Annotated in this window: 20 protein-coding genes; 6 read left to right on the top strand and 14 right to left on the bottom strand. The window is 52.1% G+C overall.

From position 1 onward, the window contains the following. Both VLH40_01865 and VLH40_01870 read right to left on the bottom strand, forming a co-directional pair. Positions 1–512 (bottom strand): hypothetical protein (locus VLH40_01865; GenBank protein HSV30756.1); only part of this gene is annotated, 512 nt, incomplete at its 3' end. Between the two features lie 80 nt (positions 513–592). Beyond that, on the bottom strand, positions 593–1315 hold the full coding sequence (locus tag VLH40_01870; GenBank protein ID HSV30757.1) for a cytochrome c biogenesis protein CcdA: 723 nt from the start codon (positions 1313–1315) through the stop codon (positions 593–595). A gap of 261 nt (positions 1316–1576) precedes the next feature. Here VLH40_01870 and VLH40_01875 point away from each other — a divergent pair, with 261 nt between their 5' ends. Then, the gene (locus tag VLH40_01875) at positions 1577–1897 is read left to right on the top strand and encodes a hypothetical protein (protein HSV30758.1); all 321 of its coding nucleotides are present in this window, start codon (positions 1577–1579) and stop codon (positions 1895–1897) included. A 22-nt stretch (positions 1898–1919) separates the two neighbouring features. Here the strand turns inward: VLH40_01875 and VLH40_01880 are convergent, their stop codons facing one another. The 11 genes from VLH40_01880 to VLH40_01930 form a co-directional block, all read right to left on the bottom strand. Next, the gene (locus VLH40_01880) at positions 1920–2171 is read right to left on the bottom strand and encodes a hypothetical protein (GenBank protein HSV30759.1); all 252 of its coding nucleotides are present in this window, start codon (positions 2169–2171) and stop codon (positions 1920–1922) included. 95 nt (positions 2172–2266) lie between these two features. Beyond that, on the bottom strand, positions 2267–2401 hold the full coding sequence (locus VLH40_01885) for a hypothetical protein (protein ID HSV30760.1): 135 nt from the start codon (positions 2399–2401) through the stop codon (positions 2267–2269). Between the two features lie 102 nt (positions 2402–2503). Beyond that, entirely contained in the window at positions 2504–2677 is a 174-nt protein-coding gene (locus tag VLH40_01890) for a hypothetical protein (protein HSV30761.1), read from the bottom strand. Positions 2678–3177: 500 nt separating this feature from the next. Continuing rightward, positions 3178–3465: a hypothetical protein gene (locus VLH40_01895; GenBank protein HSV30762.1), complete on the bottom strand. Its 288-nt coding sequence runs from the start codon at positions 3463–3465 to the stop codon at positions 3178–3180. Between the two features lie 70 nt (positions 3466–3535). Beyond that, the gene (locus VLH40_01900) at positions 3536–4480 is read right to left on the bottom strand and encodes an LCCL domain-containing protein (protein HSV30763.1); all 945 of its coding nucleotides are present in this window, start codon (positions 4478–4480) and stop codon (positions 3536–3538) included. An 83-nt stretch (positions 4481–4563) separates the two neighbouring features. After that, a complete protein-coding gene (locus VLH40_01905) occupies positions 4564–6255 on the bottom strand; it encodes a hypothetical protein (GenBank protein HSV30764.1) in 1692 nt (563 codons plus the stop codon). A 279-nt stretch (positions 6256–6534) separates the two neighbouring features. Then, positions 6535–8340 carry a 6-bladed beta-propeller gene (locus tag VLH40_01910; GenBank protein ID HSV30765.1) on the bottom strand — a complete coding sequence of 602 codons (1806 nt, stop codon included), beginning with the start codon at positions 8338–8340 and terminating at the stop codon, positions 6535–6537. 1559 nt (positions 8341–9899) lie between these two features. Then, entirely contained in the window at positions 9900–10646 is a 747-nt protein-coding gene (locus tag VLH40_01915; GenBank protein ID HSV30766.1) for an ATP-binding cassette domain-containing protein, read from the bottom strand. A 2-nt stretch (positions 10647–10648) separates the two neighbouring features. Beyond that, positions 10649–11605 carry an ABC transporter permease gene (locus tag VLH40_01920; protein HSV30767.1) on the bottom strand — a complete coding sequence of 319 codons (957 nt, stop codon included), beginning with the start codon at positions 11603–11605 and terminating at the stop codon, positions 10649–10651. A gap of 87 nt (positions 11606–11692) precedes the next feature. After that, positions 11693–12658, bottom strand: coding sequence for a substrate-binding domain-containing protein (locus VLH40_01925; GenBank protein ID HSV30768.1), 966 nt, complete (start codon positions 12656–12658; stop codon positions 11693–11695). Between the two features lie 223 nt (positions 12659–12881). Further along, positions 12882–13307 (bottom strand): secondary thiamine-phosphate synthase enzyme YjbQ, encoded by a 426-nt coding sequence (locus tag VLH40_01930; protein HSV30769.1) that lies wholly within the window; start codon positions 13305–13307, stop codon positions 12882–12884. A gap of 237 nt (positions 13308–13544) precedes the next feature. On the opposite strand from VLH40_01930, the gene VLH40_01935 reads away from it, so the two are divergent. From VLH40_01935 to VLH40_01950, 4 genes are read left to right on the top strand one after another with little or no spacing between them, the layout of a single operon-like run. Continuing rightward, positions 13545–13979: a Fur family transcriptional regulator gene (locus VLH40_01935; protein HSV30770.1), complete on the top strand. Its 435-nt coding sequence runs from the start codon at positions 13545–13547 to the stop codon at positions 13977–13979. Between the two features lie 25 nt (positions 13980–14004). Next, the gene (locus VLH40_01940; GenBank protein HSV30771.1) at positions 14005–14931 is read left to right on the top strand and encodes a metal ABC transporter substrate-binding protein; all 927 of its coding nucleotides are present in this window, start codon (positions 14005–14007) and stop codon (positions 14929–14931) included. A 15-nt stretch (positions 14932–14946) separates the two neighbouring features. Then, entirely contained in the window at positions 14947–15756 is an 810-nt protein-coding gene (locus VLH40_01945) for a metal ABC transporter ATP-binding protein (GenBank protein ID HSV30772.1), read from the top strand. Continuing rightward, positions 15753–16571, top strand: coding sequence for a metal ABC transporter permease (locus tag VLH40_01950; protein HSV30773.1), 819 nt, complete (start codon positions 15753–15755; stop codon positions 16569–16571). The genes VLH40_01945 and VLH40_01950 overlap by 4 nt, the downstream gene beginning before the upstream one ends. Here VLH40_01950 and VLH40_01955 read toward each other — a convergent pair. After that, positions 16568–17257: a GAF domain-containing protein gene (locus tag VLH40_01955; protein HSV30774.1), complete on the bottom strand. Its 690-nt coding sequence runs from the start codon at positions 17255–17257 to the stop codon at positions 16568–16570. The genes VLH40_01950 and VLH40_01955 overlap by 4 nt on opposite strands. A 300-nt stretch (positions 17258–17557) precedes the next feature. On the opposite strand from VLH40_01955, the gene VLH40_01960 reads away from it, so the two are divergent. After that, positions 17558–18004: hypothetical protein (locus VLH40_01960; GenBank protein ID HSV30775.1), on the top strand; the 447-nt coding region annotated here is incomplete at its 3' end.

The following is an 18004-nucleotide window of genomic DNA, read 5'->3' on the forward strand; positions in this document are numbered from 1 at the left end:
ACGGAGCGGCCCAGAAATTGCTCCATTTGTTTAGCGTTGTCCCGGATAGTACCCAGAAAAATATCATAGTGGCGGTGTTCGGAGGCGTCGATTCCCTGCAGTCCGGTCATTTTTTCAAACTCTATTCTTTTTTTGCGTAGCGTTGGACTTTCGCGTCGTTCGCTGGGAAAGAATTCCACAATTTCAGCATCCAGGAAGACTATACCCAATTCTTTGGCCACCATTATACGATGATTTCCATCCAAAACATAATATTCATGGCCCACCTGATAAACAATGATGGGAGGCAGAATGTCTCCCCGTTCCATTGCCCGGCGAATCCTAAAGTAACGGATGTCCGGATTTTTCAACCTAAAACCGGGTAACAGATCCTGTACTCGTCCTACGCTTCCCATCACCTGATCAACCGGTATAGGTTTGATCCCTCTGTAGACACGGCTCGAAAGCTTCAGTTGTTTGGAGACCTTACTGAAGCTTTTTACAGGCTTGTTATCCCTTCCGAGAATAGACATGCCGGTCCTCCCCGATCGATTGTATACAGAATAAACAGTCCGGGATTGAATGTATCCTTCATTCTGAATCGTGCAAGGACTCAGTCACCGAGTAACAAGGATTCGGTGTTAATAAAGAGATCAAATCCCAATCGATGAACAATGACCTGCATCTGGTCAGTGACCAGAAGAATCCCGAGGACGATCAGGAGCATGCCGCTGATTATTTCTACCAATCTCCCCCGTCTTTGGATTCCACGAAGCAAGGTCATAGTATACCCCCATCCACTACCCAAGAGCAAAAACGGAAGAGCCAAGCCAGCGGCATAAAATGACAGCAGGAGTCCTCCTTCCATAAACCGGCCCAGGGTAGACACATACAAGAGGATTGAACCGAGGATCGGTCCTACGCAGGGAGCCCATCCCAGAGCAAAAGTCATCCCCAACACCAGGCTTCTGAGCCGGTTCAGACGCCGGCCGGCCTGAAGCCGCTTTTCCGAATACAGCAGGCGAATTTTTAATAATCCGAGGACCTGCAAACCAAAGACGATAATCACGATCCCGGCGATCCGATTGAACCACGGCCGGTAAAGGAAAAGGAGGGTTCCGAGACTGGAGGCTCCCACTCCCAGCACAAAAAACACTCCGGTAAATCCAACCACGAACAATACGGTATGGAGTACGACCCGTTTCCGATTCTTTTCCAGTGAACTGACCCCAGTGACATATCCCAAGTAGGCCGGTGCGATAGCCAGGATACAGGGCGACAGGAAGGATAACAGGCCGGCCAGAAAGCTGATTAGTATATTGAGTTCAAAATCCACTACTACCACTCCTTCAGGAAAAAACTTCTTTGTGAAAAATGGTTGACGCGTTGCCGCATAGTGAGCAAATCTGTCACAGGAGCAAAATGTTTCGGGAGTCGAGGGTGAAGCCCCTTCTCCCGAGCTACACTCAAAACTTGTGTATAGCCAAATGAAAACAGGTGGCGTATCCTAAGGTGAAGTTCAAGCATCACCAAGAAATCACCTCGCTCCCCGAAGGGAGGATAGGCCACGAGAACAGCAAAGCACGTTAGGGAAGAATTGTCAAAGGAAATCACCCAAAATGCGGAAGCAGAATGCCTGATCAATCCAGCCGTCAAGGATCCCTTCACCGAGGTTTTACGGGAAGGAGCCCGCCGGCTGCTCACTCTGGCTATTGAGGCGGAAGTGGAGGCATTCGTGAAGAACCACGAGAACCTGAAAGACGACCAAGGACATCAAGCCATCGTGCGTAACGTTTGCGCATCCGGTACTCGATGGTTTCGTGGACCTGGAAACGCCCGTCGGGAAGCATCCGCTGTTCAATGGTGGCTGATTCTATGGAGTAGAGAGCATCGAAATACCATACGAAATACGGATTAACAGGCGGGCGGACTGTTTTGCTTTATTCGGCGAAGTTGAAGGAGGCCAGGATCTGATCCAGTACCGGTTGAAATGCTTCACGGTATTCGTCGAGCACTCCGATCATCAGGAAGAGATCTTCACCGGTTTCCAGGATCCCCTCGACGGCGATAAACCGTCCGTGAGTTCCATCCATTTTGTTATGTAGATACACTGAGCGGCCGTCTTTACCGAGGAACTGGATGGTTTCATCGGAGATTCGATCAACATTTTCCTCGTCCTCCATGGTAAACAAATGGCGATGACCATGTAGTGAGTCGGTTCTTCGACGTCACCGACATACCAGCCCATTTCCAGTTCTCCGAAGCCGATCTCTTCCTCTAGCTTCTGTCAGTTGGCAGGGAGCTGAAAAGTCATGCTTCCCAGGGTGATCGTTTGCCACCCGTCCTGGGCCCCGGCGAGAGTCGGGAGGAGTAAAGCATAAAAGACCAAGACGGTGATACCGATTATGAGTGTTTTTTTCATGGGACGACCTCCTATGGTGTTTAGTCGGATCGGTGGTGATGCCAGCCCGTTGAGGAGCCTTGGCCTTTTCCTCTCTTCGATTGGTAGTGGTTGTTTTGATGTTCAGTTCCCCAGGGTGAATGAGGCGAGGATTTGATCCAGTTCCGACTTGAACGCTTCGAATGATTCTTGTAGAACGGCAACCATCATGAAAAGGTCTTCTCCGGTTCTCAGGACTCTCTCCAGCCCAAGGTAGACCAGGAATCCATCTTCCATTTCGTCGTACAGGACGACCATTCGGCCTTCTTTCCCGAGGAACATGACAGGTTCGTCGGTCAGGATATCATAGTCTTATGCCGATAATGAATGCTTTATGCATGTGAAGACCTCCTTTTTCAGTAGAACGGTGATCAGTAATCGGTTGTACGTCAGCCCCCTCTCGATCTCGGGAGAGGGGGCTTTCATTCCCCCGGTGCCCCTCGTTCGAGAGTTCCTTCCTCGCTCAATGTTCAACGGCTTTTCTGACCGTCCCGCTTCTTGTGTCTCTCTTTCGACTGAATCCCCGTCCCCCTTCCTGTCCCACCGGGCATGTCTGATCAGGCGGCAGGTCTTTCGAACAGGTATTCTGCAACCATAACGATATTGTAATCGATCTTTGTCTTGTCGTAAATTCGTGGTGAGTCGAGAGACGGTCGGAGGAAACAGGCGGTTTTGCGATGCCGATGTGTGACAGGGAAAATGGTGTCCGTGACCGCTCAAGAGACAACATGAAAAAGAGGTCCATCTTGCCACATCCCTCAGGGGCAGTTCCCCCTGACCTCGTAATCCCAGGCCGTCCCTTCTTCCGGCCCGTAGACGATCACCTTGAAGGCATTGGCCTGTCCCTTGACGAAGACGCCGTCGACCTGGCCCTGTCCCGGACCGGACAAACCGCCCGGATAGAGCTGGGGGTTCCGGTCGATGTAGGACTGTTCGCCCCGCCACTCGGTGTCGAGTACCCTGACGCCTGCCGGGTATTCGACCACGTAGCGGTCCGGGACGCTATGGGCGTTGAACCGGAGATCAAAGGACGTTCCCGCCGGCATGGCGCTGATATCCCAGGTGTCCTCGGTACCCAGGTACCCGCCGCTCTGGGCGGCCTTCCACGCGTTGCATTCATCGAGGACGGCATCCCGGGGTCTCCCCGATCTCGATGCCTTCCTCAGGCAATGCCATGGCGGTGACGGTTTTCGTGATGGACAGGTCATAGGTACCGGGCGGTGCCGTGACGGTGACAGCGGTGCTGGCGGTGTTGTTGGCGGGATCGGTATCCAGGTTTGCGTCATCCGGTCCCTCGATGGTGGCGGTATTGACGATGTCACGCCCGATCGTCTCGGTCACGGTCTCCTGGTAGGTCCAGGTCCAGGTTTCCCCCACCTCCAGAATGTTGTCCTGGTTCCCTCCGGTCTTCACCGCATCGTCATTGTTGAGAATGCGCCCGTTGTCCCGGATCACCGGGTTGGCCACCGGTACGCCGGACAGGTTCTGGGCCACGACGGTATAGGTGAGCTGGGTGGGGATTCCGGCGGTGATGGTGGTCTGCGCTTCGAACCGGTAGCTCCCGTGCCACGACCCGTAATTCCCGCTGGTTATCCCGAAACTGGTACTTCCCTGGTAGCTGGCTTGCCCCGGAAGAACGGTCACCGTGACGACCCCGCTTTCACCCTGACGGAGCACCCCGGCATGAACGGCGGCCGTGGCGAGATTGGAGTCGTCGGTGTACACCCCGGTTCCCCATACACTTCCTGAGACAGCCCCCGTGACCAGAAAACGGAACGTTTCACCGGCCTTATCCCGGTAAGCGGTCAGGTTTCCCGGGTCGGGCAGGACAGCGAGGTCCGGTACCGCAGCGTTTCTCGGAACTCCCCGCTGCGCCAGGAGCTGTTCCAGATACACCTGTTCATCAGGAGTCATACTGGAGCGGACCTGTTCTTGTTCGGCCGAACTCAGGGAGAGATAATGTTCGACGAAATCATCCCAGGTTTGCTGCGCCAGAACGGTCCCTATGCCAGCCACCAATAGGCCGGCCACGATCAAACCAACCAGAAACCTTCTGTACATGATGTTCTGCCTCCTCGTGATTCCTTTTGTAATCGGTCGACACGGAATATGAGATATCTTGACCTCCTTCCAGGCGATGCCCGTTACGGGGCCGCATATCCTTCGACAGTGACGAACCCCCGGTTACCTGATGCTTCGTTGAACGACCAGGTGCCGGGGTGTGAAACCACCACCCGGTAGGTGCCCGGGGGTAACAGAAGATCAGGATTGACGACCCAGTACACATCGGGAAAATCACCGGGTCCGGGTTTCCCGGTAGCGGTCCAGGGATCGTATTCAGTCCCGTCCTCCTCCATCAGGGCAATGGATCCTACGAGAGCAGGGGAGGGGAAGTGGAAGGTTTCCAGCCTGGTGATGACATGGGGTGTATCCAGGGTAAACTCAGAGACCTCAGGGGGACCCTGGGGAACGGGAAAGGACAGAAGATCGTTAAAGATGGAAAGGATTTCATAAGGTTCGGGAGCCCTTTCGATGGTGAAGGGCATCCGTACTCCCCGGGTGATCATTGCCCCGGTCAGGGACCGGACCTGGCCAGCGATGAACAGGTAATAGGTTTCACCCGGGATCCATCCGGTATCGGGTGGTTCGATCATCACTTGGTGGGGTCGCCCCGGATCAAAGCCGAGTGTCACTCCTGGTATGGGGAATTGTCCATCCTCTTCCTGAGCGACAAAAATGGTGGCAGGGTTCACGGTGGCTTCATCGAGTCCTTCGGCGAAGGTGACTGCCCAACCCCTGTCGGAAGGGAGATCGCTGATTCCCGGCCATTCTTCCCACGGCGAGACCGGTGGTTCGGGCGCGGGAGAGGGCGTTGGGAGAACCGGTACCGGTGGTGGTGAGGGGGGAGCCGGTATCTCCGACGGAGGAGACGGCGGTATTGTGGGAACCGGAGGCGGTGACGGTGGTGTGGTCGTTGGGGTAACGGCCGGCTCCGGTGAAATGGTTTCCGGGATGCGGACTTCTTCAATGCCGGCTGTAAAAGTCCAGGTGTGGTTTTGACCTAAAGGATTTCTCTCGTGGTCATTTTCCACAGAGAGAAATACGGTGAGTACGCCATCCCGATCTGTCCGAACACGGTACCAGTGTTCACCAGCCAGGTAACCCCGGGCGGTGAAGCCTAAACGGCCGCTGAATGACCCCTCTATGGGTGTTTTCTCACCCCGGGCTTCTTCCCGGACAGGCATGACGTTCACGGTGAGGAGTCCTTCTTCTTCAATGGATACGGTCCACCAGTCCTCGGTATCCGTCCACCCGTTCCGCCAGTAGCCCAGGTGGCCTGGGTTGGTTTGTCCCAAGTTGAGAAGCGAAGCGTCGAACCAGCGGTCATTGGGTTCGGTACCGGTTGGCGGATCAGGATCAAACGCTGCCTCCAGCTCGTAACTCCATTGTTCGCCGGTCCGCTCCAGCTTGACGTAGTAATCCCCTGGAAACAGGCCGGCGGAGATCATCCCGGGGTCCCGGCCTTCCACCCGGACTTTACCGATTTCAGTCATCCCATTGATATCATAGAGAATCAGCTGCCCCTGGGTCCTGATCGGACCCTTGAGGGTAAGCGTCAGGAATCCCGATTCCGGGATAACCAGGCGGGAAAATTCCACCGTATGGTCAGGACCCATTTCTCCGGTCACCGTCTGGTTGAGCGGGAGGTCCCCCCCGTAGATCACCGGAACATCAAGAGCGGCATGCTGGGCGTTCACCCGGCCGGTCAATCCGATCGTGATCGCTATCGACAGGATAAAGACGATGAGTTTTCCGAAAAAAGAACAACCTTTCATGGAGTCGACACCTCCTCTGAAATACAGGGTGTAGGAGTTTAGGGGTTGAGGAGATTAGGAAAAACAACTCCGAACCTCCCAACCGGTTCCCAACCTTGAACATTGAACTTTGAATGAGCTTTCCTCCCACCCTTCTTACGTCTTACCGGCCACTTACTTCTCACTCTTCACTCTACCGCGCTTCCCGGTAGGCGACGATCGTGTCGTTTTGATAATCCATCTCGGCCTGCTTTCGGCCGTCATCGTGCCACTTGATCCACGTGCCGTGGCGTTGATTGTTCAGGAAAGGGCCTTCTGATTCCTTCCGGCCGTTCCGGTAATATATGTCCAGGTGCCGTGACGAATGTCATTCACGTAGGGGCCGCTCTGGCCGATGGATCCGTTGTCATACCATGAAGTCCAGGTACCCTGCCTTTTTCCATCCTGGTATGGTCCTTCCGCCCGCTTCCTGCCATTGTCATACCAGGAGGTTTTGGTACCGTGTTTGACACGGTTTCCCGCTGAATCGATGTAGTAGGTGTATTGAAGCCTGGGCTGGCCGTTCGGATAATTTTCCCGGTGGGTCAAAAGGGCCGGGCCGGGGGTGATGACCCGTAACGGTATCCTCACCATGGCTACCATCGTTCCCGTTGCCTTGTCGAAGGCTTTGGCGGTGATATCGAACGTTCCGCTTCGTTGGAAGGTATGAGTAAGATCCCGGTCATCACTGTGGACCGGGTCTGTTCCGTCTCCGAAACTCCAGACGTACTTGACCTCAGTAACCGAGGGCGGTTGGTTTAAGAGGGTCACGGTGAAACGGATCGATTCACCGGTTTTGATCTCTGAAAGATCGGATGGACTCAGCAGGAGAACAGAATCAGGAGTCGGCGTCGGCATCGGCGTCGGAGTCGGTGTCGGCGTCGGAGTCGGAGTCGGCGTCGGAGTCGATGGCACAGGGGGTATTTTCTCCTCAGGTGGAATGGTCGGTACCGGTGGCGGAGTGAGAACTGGAGTCGGTTCCGGTATGGGCGGTAGGGGTGGCGGGGTGATCAAGGGTTCTATGGTCATGACCTGAAGTGTCTGGCTGGTTGGAGGTTCGGGTGTCCGATCGACTGGTTCGATGGAGACCACACGGAACGCTGGTATGGCTGGTGAGTGCGGCGGGTCATATGGTTCGATGGATACGATGGAAAGAAAAGGTTTACCCTCTCTCATCCGGGGTATTTCCGGAGGCTGAATCGGAGAGGGTTCCGGGGCAGGCGGAGGGATCTGTGCTCCTTCGCTGGTCCACGGAGTGGGCGTTTCTCGAAGTGAGGGCTGGAAGCCGTATACCAGGTAGGGTTGCAGGCCGTGGGAAACATATACCCTGCCCGTCCGATCCACGGCGATCCCGTCAACTGAGCGCATGGTGGACATATCCGGGCGGATTTGGCCGGGAACATCGGTGGTTTCCAGTCTCGACCAGGCCTGGCGGAGTTGGAGATCCGGGTCGAACTTCAGGATCGAGTGCGACCAGTCGTCGGCGACAAACAGGTTACCGTCGTGGTCGAAGCCCAGGCCGGCGGGAGTGAAGTAGGGTGGATCGGAAGGAAAATCCAGAGTCAGGAACACCTCCTGGTGCCGTTGTGCCCGGTAAAGAAACCGGAGGAAGTGTCCGTTGGAGTCAAACACCTGGATCCGGTCGTTTCCGGCGTCACTGACGAAAACCTGGCCGAGAGGATTGACCGCTACTCCGGCCAGGGAAAGATCGGAAAAGGAAAATTCTCCCGGTCCATCCCCGTCCGATCCCCAGGCGGTGAGAAATTCCCCGTTCGGGTCGAATTTTTGCAGACGGAAATTCCCGGTGTCGACCACATAGACTGACCCTTCCCGATCCACCGCGATTCCCCGGGGATTGTTGAATTCACCGGGACCATCCCCCCATTGACCCCACTGGGTGATGGGTTGTCCCGATGGGTCGAATTTCTGAACCCGGTTGTTCCAGTCAGTGACATACACGTACCCTTCCCGGTCCACAGTGATTCCTTCAGGGTAAGAGAACTCACCGGGTCCGTTCCCCCGGTTTCCCCATTCCCGCAGAAGGCTCCCCTGAGCATCAAAGACCACAATCCGGTGTGGTTTCCCCGATCAGCGATGTAGAGGCTACCCGACGCATCACAGGCCAGACCGCTGGGAGAATCGAGTGTCACGCCTGATGGTTCGTTTCCCAGTTGGGATACCAGAGTATAGGGAAAGGGGTGGAAAGATATGCTGTCCAACACCAGTTGCACCAGAGTGTTTTGATCGTCCTGTATACCATGGGGAAGAATGAAAACCAGGGCGATGGGTACATCCCCTTCAAATGCCGGTGAGAGAAATACCGCGTGAAAGTGTATTTCGTTTGCCACCTCCGGTACCAATAGAGAAAAAAGGTAATATACCGCTGTCCTCCCCCCGATGGAGAGATCTTCGGTCCGGTGGTGTAATTGCCCCATGGTCGTCAGCTCCGAGACCATCTCTTCTTCCATCTCCCGAATGCCCTCGCCACGGCCGATCACCAGGAAATCCGTCCTTCCGGCGGGATTCCCCTCGGTCAGTGTCAGGTGTTCATCGATCAGAACAAACCCTCCAAGCTGGTCCCGTTCCTGTCCGGGGCTCAGGAAAACCCAGTCATCGGGCAGGTGAAGCGTCATATGATAGACTGTTCGCTCACTCCAGCCGGGAGGGGGAGGAGGTGTTTCCTGGGTGAGTGATGGCTGGGCGTAGGACAGGCACGTGAACATACCCCATGAAATGAAAAGGGTAAAGACGATAAAGACGGTTGTGGCAAAGGGTAGTCGATAGGTTGTTTTCGTCGGGCGATCAGGCATGACAGTCGTCACGTTGCGGATACCCTCCTCTGTCAATAAAAGGTTTGGAACAGGTTATGAAAAGGTTGAAAGGCTTGTGTGGAAGACATATCAACCCTTATGGCCCCTTAGGGTCTCTCATCCCCTGTCCTACTTTGAATTCTAACTGCTGGAGGTTGTGTCACCTGGCCGGTATAAGTAAAAGCACGAATTCCGACCCTGTATCACCGACCGGATCCCAGACAAATCCCCTTCATTGTATCACGCCACCATCCATCTGGAAATTAAATTAAAACTTGGCTGATCAGCCGGAAGGCTATACCCGGGCTCTTTTGTAAATACGTTCTCCCTCGGGCGAATTCCCTCGACAAATTGCCTCCCTTCCGCTACCCCTGTAACCGGAAAACTCCCTCCCCCGCCTTTTTTACCGTTTCCCGGCATGAAGAAAGAGCTTAAGAACCATATTGAGCAGGCTTACCCGGGACACTCCCGGGAGCCGGTGGAGCACTTTGCCGGTCCTGGACCTCTCAAGCTGGAGGCGGGTTTTGCCAAGACCGGGAGGAGGGCTTGTCAATGGCAGAATAAAAGTACCCGGGGGAAACGTGGTATGGGGCCATCAACTCCTCCCCTGTCACTAACGCTGGCTATGGATAGACTTCTGCGGGCTTCTTTCCGGAATAACTCACTCCGGGGAACGCGGATTTTCGGGTTGAGGCCATCGGTTTGGTGCGTTTCCCTTGACCATTCCTCATTAACGGACGCGAGGTGATTATCTGGTGGGACAAAAAGCGCCTCACCGGGGGAGCCGGCTCAAAAAGCGGGCTTGAATTGAGGGGGTCAGGGGGTGATCATTAGCTGGGTGATTTCCTCGATGGATGTATCTTCTTTTTGAAAATCGCCTATCTTTTGCCCGTGACTGAGAACGATGATGCGGTCGACCACCGGGTAAACATGATATAGGTTATGGGAAATAAAAATGCTCGATATCTCCTGGTTTTTGAGCTCTTTAATAAAATCCAGTACTTTTTTCGATTCCATGATCGATAAACTGCTCGTCGGTTCGTCAAGGATAACCAATTTTGATTTGAAATACATGGCCCGGGCGATGGCTACGCCCTGTCTTTGACCTCCGGAAAGTTCGTCCACCAAGGCATGTGGGGAACGCAACCGTAGGTTCACCCCTTGCAAGGCTTCCATAGATTCCCTTTCCATGCGGGAGATATCAAGATAACGAGAAAACCCCAGTGTGGCCTGAGCCAATTCCCGACCCATGAAGATATTTCTCATGATACTCATTTTTGGAACCATGGCCGCTTCCTGATAAATGGTTTCAATGCCCAGGCTGCGGGCTTCCCGGGGGGAAGAAAAATGCATCTCTTTTCCTTCAAAAAAGATCCTTCCCTCATCTGGCGGGTGATATCCTGAAAGAATCTTGATCAGGGTCGATTTGCCAGCTCCGTTGTCTCCCAGAAGTCCGACAATCTCACTGTACCCAACGTGAAAATCAACAGTCTTTAGGGCGCACACCCCGCTGAACCATTTATGTATGTTCTGCATATCGACGAGATGATTGTTTTTCGACATGTCTAACACCTCAATTTCTTCGCGCGTTCTCGGACATAGATATTGAGAATGACGGCCGAAATGGTGGCAATCCCAATGAACACCCGGAACCAGTAACCAGGTGCACGGGCCATCACCAACCCGTTATCGATCACCCGGATCAGGAACGAACCGACTAGAGTTCCGATAACCGTTCCCACCCCGCCAGCCAGAGCGGTTCCCCCAATCACTGTCGCTGCGATGGCCTCAAGTTCCAGCCCCGTTCCCATAGTTGGGATGCTGGTACCGAGACGGAAAGATTGAACAATCCCGGTAAAACCGGCCAAAAAAGAACAGAGCATGAAATTTAACAGTTTAACCCGATTGGTTTCGATGCCCATAGCCCGGGCGGCGAATTGATTTCCACCGGTGGCGAAGACCCAGTTTCCAAAGTCGGTTCGCTCTAAAATGATCCAGATAACGACGGTGATCACCACATACCAGATAATGGAGGCACGCAAGATCCCGATACGACCAACCAAAAAATGGGTATTAATCTCCGGAGGGAAAAAAGGCGGCCACCCTCCGGTAATGAGCAAGATCGCACCTCGCCAGATCATCATTCCACCAAGGGTGGTAATGAAGGAAGGAATACCGAAAGTAAGGGTAATAAAACCATGTAGCGCCCCAATGCCGATGGCCATCAAGAGGGCTGTAGCTAACGCTAAAATCGTATACATTCCAGCATCAACCAACATGATCAGCATTATTGGAGTAAAAGCAAATACCGAACCTACCGAAAGGTCGAATTCCCCTGAGATCATGAGCATGGTTACCCCAACAGCCACAATACCAAGTTCTGGGATGATCTCGAGGACGACCCCGATGTTGTGCCGGCTTAAAAAGAGGGGGGAAATCAGAAAGAAAACCAAAATAACTACGAAGAGCATAATGAAACTGCTGATTTCCCGAAGTAAAAGAACTTTCTTAATTTGATTCATAATTTGCATCATTCACCCCCCCCATGCTCATCAGAAAGTGGAGGAGTCAGTGCTCCTCCACTTTCTGATTCCGAATTGGATTATAATTCAGCGTATCCGCTCACGGGCAAGCTCGATGACCATATCGACATTCGTTGCGTCAACAAGAGCATTGCCAGTATTGACATCCCAGGCGCTCAAGCCGTACTCGAGCATGAGGTAAAGTTGGACCACTGCCAGATATCCCTGTAGATATGGTTGCTGATCAACGGTAAGCTGAATATACCCAGCCTGAATGCCCGTGAGCACTTCAGGGACAAGGTCGAATCCACCTATCAAAAGTTCTCCGGGCTCAAATCCCAGGGCTTCAGCCGCTCGGGCCGCAGCCGCGTGATTATATTCTACGGTCAGAACTCCTCTGGTTTCCGGATTGGCATGAAGATAGGCTTGAATCCGAGATTGTGCTACGTCCATGAGAATCGTGGTATCCAATATCTCGTATGAATGACCTTTTTCTTCGAGATAGCCAACAATGCCTTTCGCTCTCTGCTCGGCCCAAACTTGGCCGGGGCCACCGTTACTTATCAGGAAATGGTAAGTCTCCCCTTCCGGAATATCGGCCAGAAGGGCTTGAGCCAAGATTCGCCCGGCCACGACCAAATCCTGCCCGATATATGAAAGGCGGGCATTCCCGGCTGCGCCTTCCGGGTCATCGGTATTCGAACAGATCACCAGGATACCCATATCGATGGCTCTTTGGATCACATCGTCGAACATGTCCGGATGGGGGATGGAGGTGATGATTCCATCGGGCCTAAGAGCCAAAGTCGCTTCGAAACTGGCCAATTGAGAAGCAAAATCCCCTTCTTCAGTAGGTCGTATCATTACGAAATCAATCCCGTATCTTGCCGCTGCCTCCCGCGCGCCCCGGTAGACGGAGGCCCAAAAAACATTTCCCTCTCCTCCGTGGGTCAGGAACGTAAAACTGTATTTGGCGAAAGCGCTCCCCGCACATACAAACACCAGAACTAAAACAACAACCAACAAAAAGGAAATTTTCGTTTTTTTATGCATGTCCAGACCTCCTCACTAAATGAATAGGATGACGAGAAACAAGCGAACGAAACCCGCTCTATCCGATCTTTTGGAAACCACCTCCCTTCTCGCAGACACTTTACCATTTAAGAAATTTTTGTCAAGACAGCGTATTGCCTTACAGAAGGAAGGAATTTGGTCTTTTTGGCCTCATCGGACAACGTTGGGGAGAAGTCCTGTGTTTTGCGAAGATTTAGCTGGCCTATTCCCCGATAATCTTGATTAAAACCCTCTTTTTTCGTTTCCCGTCGAATTCGCCATAAAATATCTGTTCCCAGGGACCGAGATCTAGTTGGCCGGCAGTCACGGCGATCACTACTTCACGACCCATAATCGTACGTTTTAAATGGGCATCGGCATTGTCTTCAAACCCATTGTGAAGGTATTGGTCATAGGGTTTTTCCGGAGCCAACTTTTCCAGCCAGATTTCGAAATCGCGATGCAGACCCGCTTCGTGGTCATTGATAAAAACGCTGGCTGTAATGTGCATGGCGTTACAAAGCAGCAGTCCTTCCGATATGTCGCTTTCCCGTAGCGCCTCGGTCACCTGGGGGGTTATGTTGATGATCTCGCGGCGCTTGTGAACATCAAACCAGACCTCTTTTCGATAACTCTTCAGAAAAAACACCGTCCTCTCTCGTATCCTGTAATGACTTCCAAGCGATCCAGAGAATGAGGCATTCTATCATCATTTTCCCAAATCTCACAAACTTGATTTTGCTGCAAAATTACTTATTGCAGTAGAATCAGTATTAATTACCCATCGTTGGGATTATGGCAAACCCAGTACCACTTATGCTGGACATAATACATATGATACAGTATAATAGATAATACAAAGTATCAGATGATTGAGGTGCCAGCCATGAAGGATTTACCGGAAACCGATAAAGCTAGTCCAAAAGAGGTTCTTTGTCTTTATGAGATCCGGGTAACCCCATCCCGGATCGGAGTTCTGGAAGTCTTGCAGCAGAGCGACCATGCGCTCACCGCCGAGGAACTTTATAACCTGCTGGTGAATCGGATTCCTGGTGTCGGCCGGGCAACGGTTTATCGGAACATTGCGCTCCTTGAAGCAAAAGGTCTCTTAAAGAAAGTTCATCAGGAAAAAGAATGTCACGGTTATTTTCTTTCCCGTCAAAGAAATGGACATTTTATCACCTGTCAAAACTGCGGAATTGTTCAAGAAATTCCCTGTGGCGAACCGGATAACTTCTTTCAGGCGGTCCGGAAAAAAACCGGCTTCCACATCATCGATCACCTGATGGGCCTATCGGGGATGTGTCCGCAGTGCCGCTGAAAGAGAAATTGAGGAGGTGGATTGTATGGGTATGACGCAGCGTTTTTGGAACATAGTTCTCGGGCTATTGTTATGTGTGGTAATCGTCTTAATTGGGGTTATGCCGTCAACGGCCAGCACAGAACCGGTACTTGATGTCGTCGCTTCCATCGCTCCTTTGGCCGACATGGTTTACCAGGTAGGCGGCGGGCGGGTTGCGGTACACCAGATTGTTCCTTCCGGAGCAAGCCCGCACACCTATGAACCGATTCCTTCTGACCTGGTGAGCCTCAGCCGGGCCGATGCTTTATTCATGATCGGACTTGGCTATGAAAAGTTCATCGATCCCCTGATACAGGAGGCGGGAACCCGGATTCCGGTTTTCGAGGTAAACGAGGGCATACCTGTCATCTATGACGAAAAGGATCACCATCATAGCCAGGATGACGAAAAGGATCACCATCATAGCCAGGGTAACCCACACATCTGGCTCTCCCTGCGGAATGCACAGCTGATGGTTGAGCAGATTGCCGAGATTCTAGGCACGCTTGATCCGGAGGGTAAGGCCCAATATCTCCAAAACGCTCAGGAATACCAGAAAGAACTTGCTTCTTTAGATGAATGGTTTACTGAAAAAAGTTTAACCTTCACCTCCCGGGAATTCGTCGCCGCGCATGCCGCTTGGCCGTATCTTGCCAAAGATTATGGACTGCATCAGGCCGGAAGTATTGAACGTTTCCCAGGGCGCGAACCGACTCCCCGTGAAATCCGAGATTTGATTGAATCGATTCAGGCCACCGGGATCCGTGTCGTTTTCGCCGAGCCACAGCTAAGCCAAAAAGCGGCGGTCGTCTTGGCCGAGGAGGCCGGCGTGAAGATGGCCATTCTTGACCCCCTGGGAAGTTTTCCAGACAAACCGTATCTTACTATCATGAGAAAAAATCTGGAAACCATCGCTGAGGTTCTCCGATAACAACGAGGCGCCTTATTGCATCCTCTGATAGAATTGGAACACGTTTTTTTCGCCTACGATCATGATGACATACTGACCGATATCTCGCTGACAGTCGAGCAGGGTGATTTTCTGGCGCTAATTGGCCCAAACGGATCTGGAAAAACCACCCTTCTGAAAATTATCCTGGGTTTACTCCCTCCCCGCCAAGGTAAGGTGCTCGTATTCGGTAAAAAACCGTCGCAACTGAACTCCCGGCGATCTCAAATCGGCTATGTTCCCCAAAACAACTCGGTTGACTTTCGTTTTCCCATTAACGTTTATGACTTTATCCTGACCGGACGCTTTGCCCTCATCGGGCCTGGAAAACGCCCATCCAGCGAAGACCGAAAAGCGGTCGAAAGAACGCTTGAGGTGGTGGCCCTTGAATCGTTGCAGAGAATGCAAATCGGGAAAATATCCGGTGGTCAGAGACAAAAAATGCTTATCGCCCGAGCCCTGGTTCATGATCCAAAGATACTGATATTAGACGAACCGACAACAGCAGTTGACCTGAAATCCAGTGAAACTTTTTATGAACTATTAAAGAAGCTTCGCCAGTGGGGGATGAGCATTCTCATGGTATCCCATGATGTGGGGGTTGTTGCCCGATACGCGGACCGTATCGCCTGTATCAACCGTCAACTGGTGGTTCACGGTCGACCTGAGGAAATAATCACCGCCGAAATCCTGAAGAAGATGTACGGGAAAGAAGCAGCGTTCTTCCATCACGGAGCCATTCCCCATATCGTCGTCGGCCGGGAACCTGATGAACGCTTTGCACGATCCACGAATGGAGAGAAATGACTGATCTTTTGAATATCCTTCAATATACCTTTATGCAGCGGGCGATACTCGCAGGCATCGTTGCCGGGGTAATGTGTTCCATAGTCGGTGTATACGTGGTCCTGAAACGGCTCTCATTCATGGGTGCGGGGATTTCCCATTCCGCCTTCGGTGGCGTGGCTCTCGGCTATCTTCTGGGTATAGATCCTATGTTTACGGCGATTGGTTTTTGTGTGCTCAGCGCCCTGGGCATATCGTTTTTTTCCCGCCGGAAGATTGTTCGGGAAGATACGGTCATCGGCATTTTCTACTCGGCATCCATGGGTCTTGGAGTCTTTTTGACCGGATACCTTCGTGGGTATAATGTGGATTTATTTGGATACCTTTTCGGTAATATATTGGCGGTGACCATTTCCGACCTGAAGATTATGACCGGGGTCCTGGCTATCGTTGTCTTTCTCGTCATTTTCTACTATAAGGAATTGCTCAGTATAGTTCTTGATGACGAAACCGCCGCCGTATCCGGAATCCCGGTGGCTTTCCTCAACCACCTGCTGGCGGGGCTGGTGGCGATTACAATCGTAGTGTCTTTACGTGTCGTAGGAATTATTCTGGTTTCGGCGTTGATCGTTATTCCTTCTGCCGCCGCCATGCATATGACCGATAATTTTAAAACCCTGATGGCCCTCTCCGTAACGATCGGTGTTTTGTCTTGTCTGACTGGACTGTTTCTGTCCTATCTCCTGAATACACCTTCGGGAGCGACCATAATTCTGACCGCCACGCTGATTTTCGTGATCGCCGCCCTTCGTACATCTCTGAGAAGAGCCCATTAGATTTTTTTCTTCATCTCTGAGGCCAGAATAATGGCTTCCGCAACTTCTTTCATGGTTTTTTGTTTGTTCATGCTATAGCGCTGGATCTTTTTGTATGCTTCATCTTCATTGATATTGAACTCCTGCATGAGCAGTCCTTTAGCCCGTTCGATCTTTTTCCGGGACTCCAGTTCTCCTTTGATGATCTCACTCTCCATCAAGAGCCGGTAGTTGGCAATGACTACTGCTGATTGATTGGCTATGGTCGTGAGTATTTTCACTTCCTCGTTGGTAAAGTCACGAATTTCCTGTGAATACAAATTCAGTACCCCGACTGTTTTCCCTTTGACTTGAAGGGGCAGGCTGATAAGGGAGGCCAAGCCTTCTTTTTCGGCAATCTCTTTGTTGAAGTACCGCGGATCACTCTTGACGTCCCGAACCGTTATCGGCCTTCTTTCCAGGGCCACCCGGCCGGCGATCCCCTCTCCCAGCTTGAGAGGAGGTTTTTTATTGTAGGTATCGCTGATCGATTGGGTGGCTTTTATCTCAAGGATTTTTTTACTCTCGTCCAGTAACATAAGTGAACAGATATTTGATTTCATCACCTGGGCGGTGATGGTCACGATAAGGCGTAAGACGTCCTCAAAATACATATCGGATATGATCAATTCACTGATTTGCGACAAAGCATCCAATTTATCCTTCATAAACAGCCTCCCGTTGGTAAAACAGTGACGGATATTCAGCTTTGCTTCTATAAGCCAGCTATCCGTTCCTGCCCAGCATCGTGATGACATCCACTTTCAACGCCGTTTCGAAGAAGATGGGCGATTCATTTATTTCGCTCTTTTATGGTGTTCGATAAATCATTATAATAGAAAAGCTCATCCCGGTGAACTCATGACGGTTTTTTAACCATTCTTAGTCGGTTTTGCCAGGTTTCAGCACCACAGTCCCTGACTCAGAAGCCAAATCGCTCATGGTATTCCAGGAAAAGAAGGAGGAAAATGATGGGAGAATTATTTGGAACGTTTGGTATCCGGAGGATCGCCAACGAGGAATTTACTCCGGAAATGGCAACCCGTCTCGCCTTGGCCTTCGGAACGTTCATCAAGGGGGAAACGGTGGTGGTTGGCCGCGATCTCCGAAAGCACAGTAAAATGATCTACGATGCCGTCATTTCCGGATTTCTTTCCTGCGGCTGCCCGGTTATCGAGCTCGATTGCACCGCCACACCCGCCTTGCAGTGGGCCTGCCGGCAATGGAACCACTGGGGAGCCATGATAACCGCAAGCCACAACCCTCCAGAATGGATCGGCATGAAGCTTATGGAAAAAACCGGCAAAGGACTTGATCGGGCTAATGAAGGGACAGTCGAGGACTTCTACTTCCGGGAGGCTTTTCAGCGGGTTCCCTGGATGTCCATCCCTCAGAATACAAAAAAACGGGATGTC

Source organism: Atribacteraceae bacterium, from assembly GCA_035477455.1.
Taxonomy (GTDB): Bacteria; Atribacterota; Atribacteria; order Atribacterales; family Atribacteraceae; genus DATIKP01.

Bases quoted from the DNA above. Each gene is read 5' to 3' on its own strand.
- VLH40_01885 (HSV30760.1), bottom strand. From the start codon at position 2,401: ATGAAAAAAACACTCATAATCGGTATCACCGTCTTGGTCTTTTATGCT.
- VLH40_01890 (HSV30761.1), bottom strand. From the start codon at position 2,677: ATGGTCGTCCTGTACGACGAAATGGAAGATGGATTCCTGGTCTACCTT.
- VLH40_01895 (HSV30762.1), bottom strand. From the start codon at position 3,465: ATGCCGGCGGGAACGTCCTTTGATCTCCGGTTCAACGCCCATAGCGTC.
- VLH40_01900 (HSV30763.1), bottom strand. From the start codon at position 4,480: ATGTACAGAAGGTTTCTGGTTGGTTTGATCGTGGCCGGCCTATTGGTG.
- VLH40_01905 (HSV30764.1), bottom strand. From the start codon at position 6,255: ATGAAAGGTTGTTCTTTTTTCGGAAAACTCATCGTCTTTATCCTGTCG.
- VLH40_01915 (HSV30766.1), bottom strand. From the start codon at position 10,646: ATGTCGAAAAACAATCATCTCGTCGATATGCAGAACATACATAAATGG.
- VLH40_01920 (HSV30767.1), bottom strand. From the start codon at position 11,605: ATGAATCAAATTAAGAAAGTTCTTTTACTTCGGGAAATCAGCAGTTTC.
- VLH40_01925 (HSV30768.1), bottom strand. From the start codon at position 12,658: ATGCATAAAAAAACGAAAATTTCCTTTTTGTTGGTTGTTGTTTTAGTT.
- VLH40_01935 (HSV30770.1), top strand. From the start codon at position 13,545: ATGAAGGATTTACCGGAAACCGATAAAGCTAGTCCAAAAGAGGTTCTT.
- VLH40_01940 (HSV30771.1), top strand. From the start codon at position 14,005: ATGGGTATGACGCAGCGTTTTTGGAACATAGTTCTCGGGCTATTGTTA.
- VLH40_01950 (HSV30773.1), top strand. From the start codon at position 15,753: ATGACTGATCTTTTGAATATCCTTCAATATACCTTTATGCAGCGGGCG.
- VLH40_01955 (HSV30774.1), bottom strand. From the start codon at position 17,257: ATGAAGGATAAATTGGATGCTTTGTCGCAAATCAGTGAATTGATCATA.